This window comes from Luteimonas sp. A534 (assembly GCF_054072805.1).
This window is the reverse complement of record NZ_JBSVRR010000002.1, coordinates 528,040-543,027: the sequence shown is the minus strand read 5'-3', so window position 1 is coordinate 543,027 and position 14,988 is coordinate 528,040. Positions and strand designations below refer to the sequence as shown.

The 14,988-nt window shown below is 71.6% G+C and carries 13 protein-coding genes and 1 pseudogene; 5 read left to right on the top strand and 9 right to left on the bottom strand.

Features of this window, described 5'->3' with window-relative positions; genetic code table 11:
• Positions 1–207: 207 nt before the first annotated feature.
• Positions 208–1,110, top strand: a pseudogene (gene yedA / locus ACW5F0_RS07180) (drug/metabolite exporter YedA); the annotation flags it as partial.
• A 134-nt stretch (positions 1,111–1,244) separates the two neighbouring features.
• The gene (rarD, locus tag ACW5F0_RS07175; RefSeq protein ID WP_456999395.1) at positions 1,245–2,153 is read left to right on the top strand and encodes an EamA family transporter RarD; all 909 of its coding nucleotides are present in this window, start codon (positions 1,245–1,247) and stop codon (positions 2,151–2,153) included.
• Between the two features lie 84 nt (positions 2,154–2,237).
• Here rarD and ACW5F0_RS07170 read toward each other — a convergent pair whose 3' ends face one another.
• Genes ACW5F0_RS07170 through ACW5F0_RS07155 form a run of 4 tightly spaced genes read right to left on the bottom strand, consistent with a single transcriptional unit; the run spans position 2,238 to position 6,756 of the window.
• Positions 2,238–3,563: an ABC transporter permease gene (locus tag ACW5F0_RS07170; RefSeq protein WP_456999394.1), complete on the bottom strand. Its 1,326-nt coding sequence runs from the start codon at positions 3,561–3,563 to the stop codon at positions 2,238–2,240.
• Between the two features lie 9 nt (positions 3,564–3,572).
• Positions 3,573–4,739, bottom strand: coding sequence for an ABC transporter permease (locus ACW5F0_RS07165; RefSeq protein WP_456999393.1), 1,167 nt, complete (start codon positions 4,737–4,739; stop codon positions 3,573–3,575).
• A 28-nt stretch (positions 4,740–4,767) separates the two neighbouring features.
• The gene (locus ACW5F0_RS07160; protein WP_456999392.1) at positions 4,768–5,460 is read right to left on the bottom strand and encodes an ABC transporter ATP-binding protein; all 693 of its coding nucleotides are present in this window, start codon (positions 5,458–5,460) and stop codon (positions 4,768–4,770) included.
• A gap of 51 nt (positions 5,461–5,511) precedes the next feature.
• Positions 5,512–6,756: an efflux RND transporter periplasmic adaptor subunit gene (locus tag ACW5F0_RS07155; RefSeq protein ID WP_456999390.1), complete on the bottom strand. Its 1,245-nt coding sequence runs from the start codon at positions 6,754–6,756 to the stop codon at positions 5,512–5,514.
• A 154-nt stretch (positions 6,757–6,910) separates the two neighbouring features.
• On the opposite strand from ACW5F0_RS07155, the gene ACW5F0_RS07150 reads away from it, so the two are divergent.
• From ACW5F0_RS07150 to ACW5F0_RS07140, 3 genes are read left to right on the top strand one after another with little or no spacing between them, the layout of a single operon-like run.
• Positions 6,911–8,764 carry a CIA30 family protein gene (locus tag ACW5F0_RS07150; RefSeq protein WP_456965650.1) on the top strand — a complete coding sequence of 618 codons (1,854 nt, stop codon included), beginning with the start codon at positions 6,911–6,913 and terminating at the stop codon, positions 8,762–8,764.
• A 19-nt stretch (positions 8,765–8,783) separates the two neighbouring features.
• A complete protein-coding gene (locus ACW5F0_RS07145; RefSeq protein WP_456965651.1) occupies positions 8,784–10,034 on the top strand; it encodes a sensor histidine kinase in 1,251 nt (416 codons plus the stop codon).
• Complete coding sequence (locus ACW5F0_RS07140) at positions 10,031–10,633, top strand: response regulator (protein ID WP_456965652.1); 603 nt, start codon at positions 10,031–10,033, stop codon at positions 10,631–10,633. The genes ACW5F0_RS07145 and ACW5F0_RS07140 overlap by 4 nt, the downstream gene beginning before the upstream one ends.
• 66 nt (positions 10,634–10,699) lie before the next feature.
• On the opposite strand, the gene ACW5F0_RS07135 is transcribed toward ACW5F0_RS07140, so the two are convergent.
• Genes ACW5F0_RS07135 through ACW5F0_RS07115 form a run of 5 tightly spaced genes read right to left on the bottom strand, consistent with a single transcriptional unit; the run spans position 10,700 to position 14,988 of the window.
• The gene (locus tag ACW5F0_RS07135; RefSeq protein WP_456999389.1) at positions 10,700–12,076 is read right to left on the bottom strand and encodes a leucyl aminopeptidase family protein; all 1,377 of its coding nucleotides are present in this window, start codon (positions 12,074–12,076) and stop codon (positions 10,700–10,702) included.
• Positions 12,073–12,819 carry an HAD family hydrolase gene (locus ACW5F0_RS07130; RefSeq protein ID WP_456965654.1) on the bottom strand — a complete coding sequence of 249 codons (747 nt, stop codon included), beginning with the start codon at positions 12,817–12,819 and terminating at the stop codon, positions 12,073–12,075. The genes ACW5F0_RS07135 and ACW5F0_RS07130 overlap by 4 nt, the downstream gene beginning before the upstream one ends.
• A 20-nt stretch (positions 12,820–12,839) precedes the next feature.
• Positions 12,840–13,949 (bottom strand): AI-2E family transporter, encoded by a 1,110-nt coding sequence (locus tag ACW5F0_RS07125; protein WP_456965655.1) that lies wholly within the window; start codon positions 13,947–13,949, stop codon positions 12,840–12,842.
• A 17-nt stretch (positions 13,950–13,966) separates the two neighbouring features.
• Positions 13,967–14,494 carry a protein sip-5 gene (locus tag ACW5F0_RS07120; protein WP_456999387.1) on the bottom strand — a complete coding sequence of 176 codons (528 nt, stop codon included), beginning with the start codon at positions 14,492–14,494 and terminating at the stop codon, positions 13,967–13,969.
• Complete coding sequence (locus ACW5F0_RS07115; RefSeq protein WP_456999386.1) at positions 14,491–14,988, bottom strand: phage holin family protein; 498 nt, start codon at positions 14,986–14,988, stop codon at positions 14,491–14,493. Before ACW5F0_RS07115 ends, ACW5F0_RS07120 begins: the two co-directional genes overlap by 4 nt.

Sequence of the window (14,988 nt, the reverse complement as noted above, 5' to 3'; positions counted from 1 at the left end):
GAAGCAAGCTGTTTGTGGGAGCAGCTTTAGCTGCGCGATAGGTCGTTGTCGGCCTGCTGCTTGAATGCCGGACGTTGATCGCAGCTGTAGCTGCTCCCACAGGGGCGAGGGTGCGGCCAAGGCCGGGCGGCGGAGTAGAATCACCGCCTCGGCCGGCGGACTCCCGTCGACCGATCTCCCTCCCACTCCAACGCCCCGGACGCCACCATGGGTGCCGCTTCGCCGTCCCTTGCTTCCACCCGCCCGCCGCCGGCCGCGATCGCGGTCGCGCTTGCGCTGTCCGCGCTCTACCTGGTCTGGGGTTCGACCTACCTCGGCATCCGCTTCGCGCTTGAAGGCGGCTATCCGCCGCTGCTGATGGCGGGCATCCGCTTCCTGGCCGCGGGCGGGCTGCTGTATGCGGTGCTGCGCGCGCGCAAGGTGCCAGCCCCGACCCGGGCGCAATGGCGCGACCTCGCGATCATGGGCACGCTGCTGCTTGGCCTCGGCAACGGCATGGTCTGCATCGCGCAGCAGACGGTGTCGTCGGGATTGGCCGCGGTGGCCGTGGCCTCGTGCCCGCTGTGGATGGGCCTGTTCGCGGCGCTGCGCGGCGAGCGCCCCTCGCGCATCGAACTTGCGGGGCTGGTGATCGGCTTCGCCGGCGTCATCTGGCTCAACGCCGGCAGCGCGCTCACGGCCTCGCCGCAGGGGCTGATCGCGCTCCTGATCGCGCCGCTGGCCTGGGCCTTCGGGTCGATCTGGAGCCGCGGCCGTGCCCTGCCGCAGCCCTTCATGACCGCGGCCTCGCAGATGCTGTGCGGCGGCGTGCTGATGCTGGTCGCGGGCTGGCTGCTCGGTGAACGCATCACCGCCATGCCGACGCTGCGCGGCACGCTGTCGCTGGGCTACCTGGCGGTGTTCGGTTCGATCCTGGCGTTCTCGGCCTATGCCTGGCTGCTGCAGAACGTGCGCGCGACGCTTGCCGGCAGCTATGCCTACGTCAACCCGCTGATCGCGGTGCTGCTGGGCGCGTGGCTGGCGGGCGAGCGCTTCGGCATCAACGACCTCGGCGCGATGGCCGTGATCCTGGTTGGCGTGGTCGCGATCACGGTCAGCGCCGGCAGGCGCAGGCGCAGCGCGCGGCAGATCGCCGCCGCGACGCCCGTGGTGGCCGCGGGGCTGGCAGTGGCCGCGGAATCCGACGGCTCCGCCACGCAGGCCACATCGACCCCGGCGCCCGCGCCCGACGCGGTCGTGCGTCGATGAGCACCAGCACCCATACCCGCGGCCTGTGGATGGCGGTGGGGGCCTTCATCATCTGGGGCCTGATGCCGCTGTACTGGCACCTGCTCAAGCACGTGCCCTCGCTACAGGTGGTGGCGCACCGGGCGCTGTGGTCGGCGGTGCTGGTGGCGGCCTACCTGACGCTCACCCGCGGCCACGGCTGGCTGCGCGCGGTGCTCTCGCAGCCGCGGCTGGCGTTGATGCTGTTCGCATCGGGCATGCTGATCGGCTTCAACTGGAGCCTGTACGTGTGGGCGGTCAACGCCGGGCACGTGGTCGAAAGCAGCCTGGGCTACTTCATCAATCCATTGCTCAACGTGGTGATCGGCGTGGTCTTCCTGCGCGAGCGGCTGGCGCCGGCGCAGTGGGTGGCCGTGGCACTCGCCGCCTGCGGCGTGCTTTGGCTGACCTTCAACTACGGCAGCTTTCCGTGGATCGCGATGGCGCTCGCGGGTTCGTTCGCGCTCTATGGCCTGATCCGCCGCCAGGCGCAGGTTGACGCGGTGGCGGGGCTGGGCGTCGAGAACCTGTACTTGCTGATTCCGGCCGCGGGCCTGCTGGCCTGGCTTGAGCTGGGCGGCGGCGGTGGTTTCACCGACCTGCGCTGGGGCCTGGGCAGCAACCTGCTGCTGGTGCTCGGCGGCGCGCTCACCGCGCTGCCGCTGATCGGCTTCGCCTACGCGGTGCGCCAGGTGTCGCTGACCACCGTCGGGCTGCTGCAGTACCTGGCGCCGACGCTGCAGCTGCTGTGCGGCGTGCTGGTGTTCGGTGAGTCCTTCGGCCGCGACCGCGCGATCGGCTTCGCGGTGATCTGGATCGGCCTGGCGGTGTTCGCCGTCGACGGCTTCATCCGTGCGCGGCGGCGGGTCGTGGCCCAGCAGGCCTGAACCGACCGCGGCTGCGAACCGCATCCGCCGTGCCTGCAGGTGCCGCTGTCGCGCGGCCCCGTGCAGGCGCGGGCGCCGCGGCCTTCAGGCCGCGCGCAGGGCGTCGGTCACCGGCATGGTGGCCGCGCGCAGGGCCGGGAACAGACCGCCAACGAAGCCAATGGCGAGCGCCCACTTCAGGCCTTCCCACAGCAGCCCTGGCGAGACCTTGAACTCGAAGGTGAGCTGGGACATGCCGCCAGCCAGGGTCGACGCGGTGTAGCCGTTGAACACCAGCCAGGCCAGCAGGCCGCCGAGCGCGCCGCCGATCGCCGCGAGCAGCATCGTTTCCAGCATCACCGCCACCACCACCGGGATGCCGCGGAAGCCGATCGCGCGCAGCGTCGCGATTTCGCGCGCACGCGAGGCGACGCTGGCAAACATGGTGTTGAGCGCGCCGAACACCGCGCCGATGGCCATGATCGAACCGACCACGATGCCGATGATGCGCAGCACCTTGGAGATGCCTTCGGACTGCGCCTGGAAGTATTCCAGCGTGGTCTGGGCCTCGACCTGCAGCCGCGGGTCGGCGGCCAGCGTGGCCTTGAAGGCGTTGAACGCCGAGGCATCGGTCAGCCGCGCGAACACCGAGGCGCGGCTGCTGCCGCGGCGATAGGTGGTGGCGACCACCTCCGCATCGGCCCACATCTCGGACGCCATCGAGTCGCCCGACTCGAACACGCCGACCACCGTCCATGACTGGTTGCCCAGGCGCACTTCGCTGCCGGGGTCCAGGCCGAGGAACTGGCGGCGCGCACCCGTGCCGACCACCAGTTCGCGCATGCCGGTCTCGAAGCGCCGGCCCTCGACCAGCTGCACGTTCGGCCGCACCGCCCAGGCCATGTCGCCGACGCCTCGCAGCTGCACGCTGCCGTCCACGCCGGCGTCGCCGCCGCGGATCGGCAGGTTGGCCGCGACCACCAGTTCGGGCGAGGCCAATGGCCGGCCCTCTGCGTCGCGGGCGATCTCCGGCGCGCGCTCGATGGTGGTGATGGCGTCGCGCGAGATCACCGACATCAGCTCGGCCGCGGAGCCGCCGCGCAGCACGATCGCCGTGGTCTCGTCGCCGCTGCTGCTGACCGTGTGCCGGTAGCCCTCGGCCATGGCCAGCAGCGCCACCAGCACGCCGACGACGCCGGCGATGCCGATGATCACCACCGACGACGAACCCAGGCGCTGCGAGAGCGTGCTGACCCCGACCCGGGTGACGGATGCTGCCTGGCGGCCGCTGCGGGTGAGCAGCATCCACAGCGCGAAGGCCACCGCGACCGCGAGCAGCGCCTGCCACGGCAGCAGGATCCAGGCCGCGAGGAACGCGACCAGCAGCAGCACCAGGCCGGTACCGCGCAGGAAGGACTTGAGCTTCTTCATGGCGTGCTCCTAGCGGCCCGCGAGGGCGTCGACGATGTTCAGGCGCATGGCGCGTATCGCCGGCAGCGCGCCCACCAGCAGGCCGATGGCCAGCATCAGCCCCAGTCCGAGCATCCAGCTTTCGACACCCACCGGCGGCAGGTTGACCATGCCGCCGCTGCCGGCGGTGGCCGCCTTGCCGATCACCGATGCAAGGCCCAGGCCGAGCGTGCCGCCGATGACCACCATCAGCATCGACTCGGCCAGCACCATCGCCAGCACGCTGGTGCTGGAAAAGCCGATCGTCTTCAGCACCGCAAGCTCCGAAGTCCGTTCGCGCACCGCCTGCGCCATCGTGTTGCCGGTCAGCAGCAGCAGGGTGAAGAACACCGCGCCCATGATCGAGCCCACGATCAGGCCGATGTCGGCCATCTGCTTGAGCTGCGAGGCCATCGCCGCCTGCTCGTTCATGGTCTTGGTCTCGTGCGGCGAGTTGGCCGAGAGTGCGTCGATCGCCTTGGCCGCCGCGTCGCTGCGGCGCACGTCGGACACGCGGCTGATGTACCAGCCGACGTCGCCGTCGACGTAGGGCGTGGACTCCTCGAAGTAGTCGTAGTGCATCAGCATCATCGCGCCGGTGAAGCCGCCGCCCTCGCCGTCCTTCGTGCGCAGCACGCCGACGATGTCGAAGGCCCAGTCCAGCGTGCCGTCGCTGTTGGGATAGATGGCCGACTGCAGCGGGACGCGCTGCCCGACCTTCCAGTCGAAGCGTTCCATCATGGTTTCACCGACCAGCATGCCGGTGCGGTTGCGCTTCCAGGCCTCGAGCTGCGCGGGTTCGACTTCGACCTCCGGATAGAGCTCGAGGTAGTTCGATGCCACGGCGAGCGTGAACAGCTGGTTGCGCGGCCCCTGGTAGGTGCCGCCGAACCAGTTGGCGTGGGTCACGGCCTCGATGTTGTCGATGGCCACGATCCGCGACTGCAGCGACAGCGGCAGGGTCTCGATGAAGGACAGCTTCGACGCGGTCTGCAAGCGCTGCGCGCCGTCGGCGTTCTGCCCGAGCTGGGCGAAGCTGGTGCGGATGCCGTCGAGCAGGCCGAACAGCAGGAACGCGGCCATGATCGAGGCCAGCGTCAGGAAGGTGCGGGTCTTGCGCCGGAACAGCGCCGCCCAGACCAGGTGGAAGTACTTCATGTCGACCTCCTCCGGTTGCCGGCGCGGCTCATGCCGCGTGCGACTGCTGTTCGACCAGCACGCCCTTGTCGAGGTGCAGGGTGTGGCTGGCGTGTTCGGCTGCCTTCGGGTCGTGCGTCACCATGACGATGGTCTTGCCGTGCTCGCGGTTGAGCTCCTGCAGCAGGCCCAGGATCTCCTCGGCCGACTGCCGGTCGAGGTCGCCGGTGGGCTCGTCGCAGATCAGCAGCGTCGGGTCGGAAACGATGGCGCGCGCGATCGCCACGCGCTGCTGCTGGCCGCCGGACAGCTCGGACGGCTTGTGCGAGGTGCGGTCGGACAGGCCCACCAGCTCCAGCGCGATCTGCGCGTTGCGCTTGCGCTGCGCGCCACCCAGCTTCGTGAGCAGCAGCGGCAGCTCCACGTTCTTCTGCGCGCTGAGCGCCGGCATCAGGTTGTAGAACTGGAACACGTAGCCGACGTTGCGGCTGCGCCAGGTCGCCAGCTGCCCGGCGCCCATGCTGTCGATGCGCTGGCCGTCGATCTCGATCTCGCCGCCGCTGGGCGCATCGAGACCGCCGATGAGGTTGAGCAGTGTGGTCTTGCCCGAACCCGACGGGCCCATCAGCGCGACGAAATCGCCGGATGCGATGTCCAGGTCCAGGCCGTGCAGCACTTCGACCTTCTCGGGGCCGCGCTGGTAGGACTTGCTGAGGTTGCGGATCGATACCAGGGTGGTCATGGGCATGCCTCGTGTTGATTGCGGGCCGCGCGGGCTGCGCGCAGTACGGGGTTATTGGGCGGTGACGCGGATCCTGTCGCCGTCTGCGAGTCCGGCGGGCGGGTCGAGCACCACGGTTTCGCCCGGGGCGATTCCGGAAAGCACGGTGCGCTGGGCGCCGCCGGTGCCGTCGGTGCTGACGCTGCGCCGCTCGGCCACGGCATCGTCGTCGCTGCCGGCCACGACGAAGACGACATCGCCGCCGTCACGCGCGGCCACGGCCGCCGCCGGCACGCGCACGCCGCGCGGCCCGTCGTCGTCGGCCGGCTCCGGCGCGCGCTCGAGGAAGCTCACGGTCACGCCCATGTCGGGTACGATCCGCGGATCCTTTTCCTTCAGCGCCACGCGCACCTTGACGGTGGCCTTGCCGCGGTCGGCGGTGGGGATGATCGCGATCACTTCCGCCGGGATCTTCCAGTCCTGGTAGGCATTGAGCGTGGCTTCGACCGGCATCTTCGGCTGCACCCTGCCGATGTAGGCCTCGCCGACGTCGACCTCGACCTCGAGCGAGTCCATGTCGACGATGGTGCCGATGCCGGTGCGGGTGAACCCGCCGCCGGCCGACAGCGGCGAGATGATCTCGCCCGGCTGCGCGGCCTTGGCGATGACCACGCCGGAGAACGGTGCGCGCACCACGGTGTTGTCGACGCCGATGTCGCTGATGCGCAGCTGCTCGCCGGCAACCTGCGCATTGCGCTGCGCGGTGGTGAGCTGGGCGCGCAGCGAATCGCGCTGCGCCACCGCCTGGTCGAACTGCGCGCGCGACACCAGCTGCTGCCCGACAAGCGATTCAAGCCGCCTGGCCTGTGCCTCCGCCTCGACCAGCTGGGCACGCACCGAGTCCGCCTGGCTGCGCGCGGCGCCGAGCTGGGCCTGGGCGAGGTCGTTTTGCGCATCGGCATCGACCGGGTCGAGCGTGGCCATGACCTGGCCTTCCTCCACTGCCATGCCTTCCTCGATCAGCACTTCGCGCACGCGGCCGGTGATTTTTGCCGAGACCGTGGCCATGCGCCGCGCGACCACGTAGCCGCTGGCGTCGAGCACCGACGTGGCGCCGCCGCCGCCGCCGGTGGCGACCGCGGTGGCGGTGCGCACCTCGACGCCGCGCTCGCCGCCCAGCAGCGCCCAGGCCAGCCCGGCAAGCAGCAGGACGGCGACGGCCACGCCGAGCGTGATCCACAGGCCGCGCCGCGAGGGCGGTGGCGTGGGCTGGCGGTCGATGCGGAGTTCGCGCAGCAGGTCTGCTTTCGTGTTCATGGAATCCCCGACGGTGGCAGGGGGCCGAGTGTGACGGCATCGGGCCCGCAGCGTCACCTGACGACTGTCATGCGCGATGCGTGATCGGCTGGACTGCACCCGGTACCCGGAGGCGTCCAGCCTGTGTGCACACCGGACGAACAGGAGTCTTTCCATGAAACGCTGGCCCCAGGTCCTTGCCGCAAGCGTCATCGCCGTCGCCGTGGCGGGCGCGGTCGTCGCCCAGGCCCAGACGCGCCCCGCAGCAGACAACGCGCACGCCGCGACGCTGCCCTCGGGCGGGCAGGGCGCCGCCTTCGCCATCGCCGACGTGCGCGTCTTCGACGGCGAACGCGTGCTGCCCGCCGCCAATGTCATCGTCCGCGACGGCCGCATCGAGGCCGTGGGCGCCGATGTCGCGATCCCCGCGGACATCGAGGTTGTCGACGGCGGCGGCAGGACCCTGCTGCCGGGCTTCATCGATGCGCATACCCATAGCTGGGGCCACGCGCAGCGCGATGCCCTGCGCTTTGGCGTCACTGCCGAGCTGGACATGTTCGGCGACTGGAACCGCATCCCGCAGCTGCGCGCGCAGCGCGAATCGCTGGACGCCGTCGACGGGGCCGACCTGTGGACCGCCGGCGCCACCGTCACCACCGAGGGCGGCCATGGCACGCAGTTCGGCATCCCGGTGCCCACGCTCGCCGCCGGTGCCGACCCCGCGCCCTTCGTTGCCGCGCGCGTGGCCGAGGGATCGGACTACATCAAGCTGATCGTCGAGGACTTCAGCACCCACTCCGAGGGACGCCGGCTGCCGACGATCACGCCGGCGCAGGTGACCGGGGCGATCGCTGCCGCGCAGGCGCACGGGCGCCTCGCCGTGGTCCACGCCGCCACGCAGGCCGATGCGCTGCACGCGGTGGCGTCGGGCGCCGACGGACTGGTGCACGTCTTCCACGACGTGGCCGCATCGCCGGAGTTCGTCGCCGCTGCGAAGGCCGCGGGCAGCTTCGTCGTGCCGACGCTGTCGGTGATCGCGGGCTTCGCCCAGGACGGCAGCGGCGCCGCGCTCGCCGATGACGCGCGCCTGTCGCCGTGGACGGACGCGGAGCAGCGCGCCACGCTCGCGGCCGCCTTCCCCGGTCCGCCGCGCCCTCAGAAGCTCGACGCGGCGCTGCGCAGCGTGGCTGCGCTGCACGCCGCCGGTGTCGACATCCTCGCCGGCACCGACGCCGGCAACCCCGGCACCGCGCACGGCATCAGCTTGCACGGCGAACTGGCGTTGCTGGTGCGCGCCGGGCTGTCGCCGGCCGACGCGCTGGCCGCCGCGACCTCCCTGCCCGCGCGCCGCTTCGCACTCGACGACCGCGGCCGCATCGCGCCCGGCCTGCGCGCCGACCTGCTGCTGGTCGAGGGCGATCCGACCGCCGACATCGAAGCCACGCGCGCCATCGTCGGCATCTGGAAGAACGGCCACGCCGTCGCCCGTCAGCGCATCGACCAGGCGTCGGCGGCGCCCGTGATCGCCGAGGGCGCCCTGGTCGCCGACTTCGAGGATGGCGGTACCGGCGTGCGCTTCGGCCACGGCTGGCAGATCACCACCGACGCCATGGCCGGCGGCACGTCGGTCGCGGAGCAGGCTTGGTCCGAGGGCGGCGCGGCCGGTTCACGCGGCGCGCTGCGGGTCACGGGCAAGATCCGCCCCGGCTTCGCCTTCCCCTGGGCCGGCACCATGTTCCATCCCGGCGCGCAGCCGATGCAGCCGGTCGACGCCTCGGCGCGCAGCGAACTGGTGTTCCAGGCGCGCGGCGACGGCCGCAGCTACCAGGCGATGCTGTTCTCCGGCCCGTCGATGCAGGCGATGCCGAGCATGCAGTCCTTCGTCGCCGGGCCGGACTGGCAGGAGGTGCGGATGCCGCTGTCGTCGTTTGCCGGCGCCGACGCGGCCACGCTGCGCGCGATCGCGATCACCGCCGGCCAGCCGGAGGGTGTGTTCGAGCTGTACATCGACCAGGTCGAGCTGCGCTGACATGGGGCATCATCGCCCCATGCGGCAAGCGGTCACTCCACCTCCGGCGTCCAAGGGCTGGCGCGCCTGGCTGTCCCCGGCGCCGGATTCGCTCATCGCGGTGACGATGCGCCAGGGCCGGCCGCCGTGGATCGAGTGGGTGCACCTGATGTGGACGGTGTGGGTGTTCATTACCCCGCTGTTCGTGCCCGGCGGCTACGACCTGCGCTGGGCGGCGTTGACCCTGCTGTCGTATCCGCTGTTCGTGCTGTTGTACGCCGGGGTGCTGCTCCGACCCGGGCGGGAGGCGCTGTACTACGCGCTGGGGATGGTCGCGCTCAGCCTGGTGCTGCTGCCCTGGTATCCCTCGGGCATGAGCTACTTCGTGTTCGGCTGCGTGATGCTTCGCGGCTGGCGCGCCGGTTCGCTGTACCGCTACCTGCTGCTGCTCGCGGTGCTCAATGCCGCGTTCGTCGGCCTCGCGCTGGCGGTCGGCTATCCCTGGCAGGCGCTCGTCTGGCTGCCACTGGTCACGGTGATCGTCGGCCTGCTGATCCACGCCGAGCAGGTCGGCCACAGCAAGGACGCCGCGCTCAGGCTCTCGCACGACGAGATCCGCCGCCTGGCCGCGCTCGCCGAGCGCGAACGCATCGGCCGCGACCTGCACGACCTGCTCGGACACACGCTGTCGCTGGTGGCGCTGAAGTCCGACCTCGCCGCACGCCTGGTGGAGCGCGATCCGGCGGCGGCGCGCAGCGAGATCGATGCCGTGAGCCGGGTCGCGCGCGACGCGCTGGCGCAGGTGCGCTCGGCGGTCAGCGGCATCCGCGCGGCCGGCATCGCCGCCGAGCTGGCATCGGCCAAGCTGCTGCTGGAATGCGATGGCGTATCGCTGCGTCACGACTGGGACGAGAGCGGATTGGCCGGTGCCCACCTGACGCAACCGGCAGAGACCACGCTGGCGCTCGTGTTGCGCGAAGCAGTGACCAACATCCAGCGCCATGCCCGTGCGCGCAGTGCCGGGATCACGCTGCGGGCGGACGCGGACGGCGTGCTGCTGCGCATCCACGACGACGGCCGCGGCGGTGCGATTGCGCCAGGCAACGGCCTGGGCGGCATGCGCGAGCGGCTCGAGGCGCTCGGAGGAAGCCTGCACGTCGTGTCAGCGCGTGGAAGCGGCACCGTGCTTGAAGCGCGGCTGCCGCTGGCCGCCGTGACGGCGATCGAACCCGTCGCGGGCGCCGACGCAGCCGCAGACGCAGACGCAGCGGCGGTGGAGGGCGTCGGATGATCCGTATCGTGCTTGCCGAGGACCAGGCCATGCTGCGCGGCGCGCTGGCTGCCCTGCTGGCGATGGAGGCCGATATCGAGGTCGTGGCCACCGCGGCAGACGGCGAGGCGGCCTGGCGCGAGCTGCAGCGGACCACGCCTGACCTGCTGGTCACCGATATCGAGATGCCCGGACTCACCGGCCTGGAACTGGCGCAGCGCATCCAGCGCCACGGGCTGGTGACGAAGGTCGTGATCGTCACCACGTTCGCGCGCGCAGGCTACCTGCGCCGCGCGCTCGACGCCGGCGTGCGGGGCTACCTGCTCAAGGACGCCCCGGCCGAAGAGCTGGCCGCGGCGCTGCGCAAGGTGCACGACGGCGGTCGTGCGATCGATCCGCAGCTCGCGCTCGAGGCCTGGTCGGAAGTCGATCCGCTCAACGAGCGCGAGCGCCAGGTGTTGCGGCTGGCCGGCGAGGGACAGTCGGCGGGCGAGATCGCCGCCGTGCTGGGCCTCTCGCAGGGCACGGTGCGCAACTATCTGTCAGAGGCGATCGGCAAGCTTGGCGTCGGCAACCGCATCGAGGCCGCACGCTTGGCCCGCCAGAAGGGCTGGCTGTAGCCGCTCCCACAAGGGCTGCTCCCACAAAGGGGGCTGCCAAGGGGGGCGGGGATCGATGCTTCGCGCCTAGGCTGCGCGGGCTTTCAACATTTCGTAGGCGGCGCGGAGGCCCAGCGCCTCGCCGCCGGCGGGGCGGCCGGGGCGATCGCTGTCGTTCCAGGCATAGGTGTCCAGGTGTGCCCAGGGCATGTCCTTGGGCACGAAACGCTCCAGGTACAGCGCGGCGGTTACGCTGCCGGCCATCTTCGAGCCGGCGTTGGCCATGTCGGCGACCTTGCTGGTCAGGTAGCGCAGGTACGGCCGCCACAGCGGCATGCGCCAGAGCGGGTCGCGCACCTGCATGCCCGCGTCCAGCCACGCCTGCGCCAGCGCATCGTCGTTGCTGAAGAGCGCAGGCAGGTCGGGGCCGAGCGCGATGCGCGCGGCGCCGGTCAGGGTGGCGAAGTCGAGGATCAGGTCCGGCGCCTGTTCGCCGGCATAGGCCAGCGCGTCGCCGAGGATCACCCGGCCTTCGGCGTCGGTGTTGTCGATTTCCACGCTCACGCCGGTGCGCGTGGCGATGACCTCGCCGGGGCGGAAGGCGTCGGGACCGATCGCGTTTTCCACCGCCGGCACCAGCAGGGTGATGCGCAGCGGCAGGCGACGGGCCATGACCAGTTCGGCCAACCCGATCGCGTGCGCGGCGCCGCCCATGTCCTTCTTCATGTTGCGCATGCCGTCGGCGGGCTTGATGTCCAGGCCGCCGGTGTCGAAGCACACGCCCTTGCCGACGATGGCGACGTGCGGATGCGAAGCGTCGCCCCACTGCAGTTCCAACAGGCGCGGCGCACGGTGTGACGCGCGGCCAACGGCGTGGATGGCGGGGAAGTTCTGCTCGAGCAGCGCATCGCCGGTGATCGCGGTGAAGGTGGCGCCGTGGGCGCCGGCGATGCCGCGCGCCACGTCTTCGAGCTCATCGGGCCCCATGTCCTGCGTGGGGGTGTTCACCAGGTCGCGTACGCGCGCGCAGGCTGCGAGGACGTCCAGCGCTTCGGCATCGGCATCGACCAGCACCAGGTGCGCAGCCAGGGGCTTCGGCGTCCGGTAGCGGTCGAAGGCATAGCTGCCCAGGCCCCAGCCGAGCTGCAGGGCGCGCAGCGCGTCGGCGGCCAGTCCGTCCGCCGGTGCCCAGGCGCCGGCAGGCAGCGTGCGCGGTGCGTGGGCGTAGCTGCAGGGATCGAGCATGTCGCCCACGCCGATGACGGCGCCGGCCGGGGTGCCGTCGCTTCCCGGCAGCGCCAGGCAGCTGCAGGGCGAGGCGTCGAAGGCGTGCGCGTCCAGCCACGCCATGACGGCTGCAGGCTGCGTCGCGCGCCAGGCATCCAGTCCGCTGCGGTCGACGATGTGCAGCGGCCGCGCGCCGGTGGAACCGGCGGCGGGAACGTAGCAATGGGGAAGGCTCATGCGGGGGTGCTCCGGATGCGTTCGCCCGAAGCGGACCGCGCCGCCTCGAGCCAGTCGGCCAGTGCGGCCAGGGAATCGAAATGAAGGTCGGGTTCGACCTCGGCGTGTTGCCACTGCACCCGGTGGCCGGCGTCATCGGCGCGATTGATCCAGCAGCTGCGCAGGCCCGCGCGCGCGGCCCCGGCCACGTCGGCCTCGGGGTGGTCGCCCACGTGCAGCACCTCGGCCGGCGGCACGCCCAGCAGCTCGCAGGCGGCGAGGAAGATCGCGGGATCGGGCTTGGCGGAACCGAAGCTGCAGGCGCTGAGCTGGGCGGTGAACAGGTGGTCCAGGCCGATGCGGGCGAGATCGGCGTTGCCATTGCTGAGCGCGGCGATGGGAAGCACGGCGCTGATGCGTTCCAGCGCGTGGATCGCGTCGGGATAGCACTCCACCTTGTTGCGCTCGGCGAAGAAGGCATCGTAGGCCGCGTCCGCCAGCGCCACGTCGCCGCCACTTTCGCGCAGGGCCGCCTCCAGGGTCAGGCGGCGCAGCGCGGACATGTCGTGGTACAGCGCCGGATGCTCGGTGGCCACGCGCTCGCGCAGCGCGCGCATTCCCTCGACCGGGAACATCTCCGCGGTCGCCGGACTGTGCCGCCGCATCCATTCGTCGAGCACGCGCTCGATGCGCACGCCGATCGGCGCAAAGGGCCAGACGGTGTCGTCGAGGTCGAGGGTGATGGCGCGGACGGCGAAGGCCATGTCGCCATTGTACGGCGCGGCTAACCGAGCAGCCGCGCCCAGCCCTGCAGGCCGTCGATGCGCGCCAGCACGCGTTTCACGCACACCAGCAGCGGCACCGCCAGCAGCAGGCCGACGATGCCCCACAGCCAGCCGAACACCAGCAGCGCCAGGATCAGGACCAGCGGCGACAGCTGCATCCGCTGCCCCAGCACCAGCGGCGTCACCAGCTGGCCTTCCAGCGTGTGCAGTCCCAGGTAGATCCCCGCCGGCATCAGCGACGGCCCGACCTCGTCCCAGCTCACGAAGCCCATCGCCAACATCAGCACCACGCCGATCGCGGGCCCCACGTAGGGCGCGAAGTTGAGCAGCATGGCGATCGTGCCCCACAGCAGCGCCTCCGGGACTTCGACCCCCAGGCCCCAGTGCAGGATCGCCGCCAGCACCAGGCCCACGGCAGCGTTGATCAGGGTGATGGTGAACACGTAGCGCGACACGTCGCGCTCGATCGACTGCATGATCTCGACCGTGATCTTCTGCCGCTGCCGGGTGGGCAGGAGCGCGATCGCGCGGCGCTGCAGGTCCTCGCCGAAGACCATGAAGAAGAAGGTGAGCAGCACCACCGCGAGCACGCCGCCCACTGCGCGCGGCGCCCGGGTGACCAGGCCGTAGGGATCATCCTGTTGCGTACGCACGACCTCGACCTTGCCGCCGCCGTCGCCGCTGGCCTGGCGCGCGATGTCCTCGGCCACGCGGCCGGCCTCGTGCACCGGCTCGACCAGCGCGCTCAGCTCCTTGCCGATCTGGCGCATCTGCCGCGGCGCTTCCTGCATCCAGTCCATGGCCGGTGCCAGCAGCTGCTGGCCGAGCAGGCCGGTGGCCGCGATGCCGCCGACCAGCACCAGCAACGCGGCGAGGAATCGCGGCACGTAGAGCCGGTGCAGCGCGCGGATCACCGGGTTGCCGATAAGGGCGAAGAACATCGCCAGGAGCACCGGCAGCACCAGGCCCTGGGCCGCCCATAGCGTGTAGCCGACGGCGAGCGTGGCCAGGACCAGCATCGCTGCGGAGGCGCGGGGGCGGGGTTCGGGCGAGGGCGGTGCCGCTGCGGCGGCGGCCTCGCCCGGTGCGTCGGGTGCGGTGTCGGCCATGGTCGGCGCCGGCGCCCTCAGCGCCGTTCGGACAGTTCCGTGGCGGCTTCCGCAGGGCGTGGCGGCGCGTCCCATGACGGGTCGGGAACGCGCCTGCGATCGGCAGCCGCAGGGATCCGGCCAGGCGGGGCGGCCTCCTCCGCGCGCGCGCGGTCTTCCGCAGGCTGCCCCACAGCAGGCTGTGCTGCCGACGCCGGCCCGCCGGTTGCCACGTCCGCGGCATCGGCCGCCACGGCCCCGGCGTCCGCGGCGGCGTCTTTCGCTTCGGATGCCGCGAACGCGGCCTGGACGCTGCCGACCAGGCCAGCCAGGCTGCCCGCCAGCTGCAGCCAGCGCGTGGGTTCGATGCCGGCCACCGCGCGCGCCGGCCGTGCCCACCCGGCGAGGAAGCCCGCGGCGAGGCCGGCCACGATCACCCGTGGCGGCGTCCATGCTTCGCGCCACGAGCCGCCCAGCACGCGCAGGTTGGCGGCCACGCGCCGCTCCTGTGCCTCGAGCATGTCTTCGGCCCGGGCCACCTTGGCCAGCAGTTCCTCGAAGCTCATGGCGGTGTCGCTCCGGCGGCGCGGGCGCTGTCGCGCAGGGTGGCCTCCGCGGCGCGCGCCGACTCCGCCGAGCCGGCCGAAGGCATCAGTTCGGACAGTTCGCCGATACCCAGGCGCGCCAGCTGGCGCCGCGTCGCCTTGAGGCGCGTGTGTTCGAAATAGTCCGTGGCCTTCTGCAGTGCGAGCCAGGCACATAGCGCACTGAGCAGCCCACAGCCGCCAAGCGACAGCCACCACGGCAATCCCACCTGGTTGCTCAGGACCACGATCAGCGCGGTCATCAGCAGCAGCCAGGCCGAGGCGCCGAACATCACCGCCGCGCCGGCGAAGACGGCGCTGCGCCCGGCGGCGCTGCGGGCCAGCGAGACATCCGCGGCCAGCAGCTCGCGCAGCGCCTTGGCGGCGTCGCCGGTTGCGCTGATCCCGGCCAGGCCGCTCTCGCGCAGTTCGCGCAGCGACTCGGCGAGGTCCGGCGGTGGCGGCTGCGACTCCAC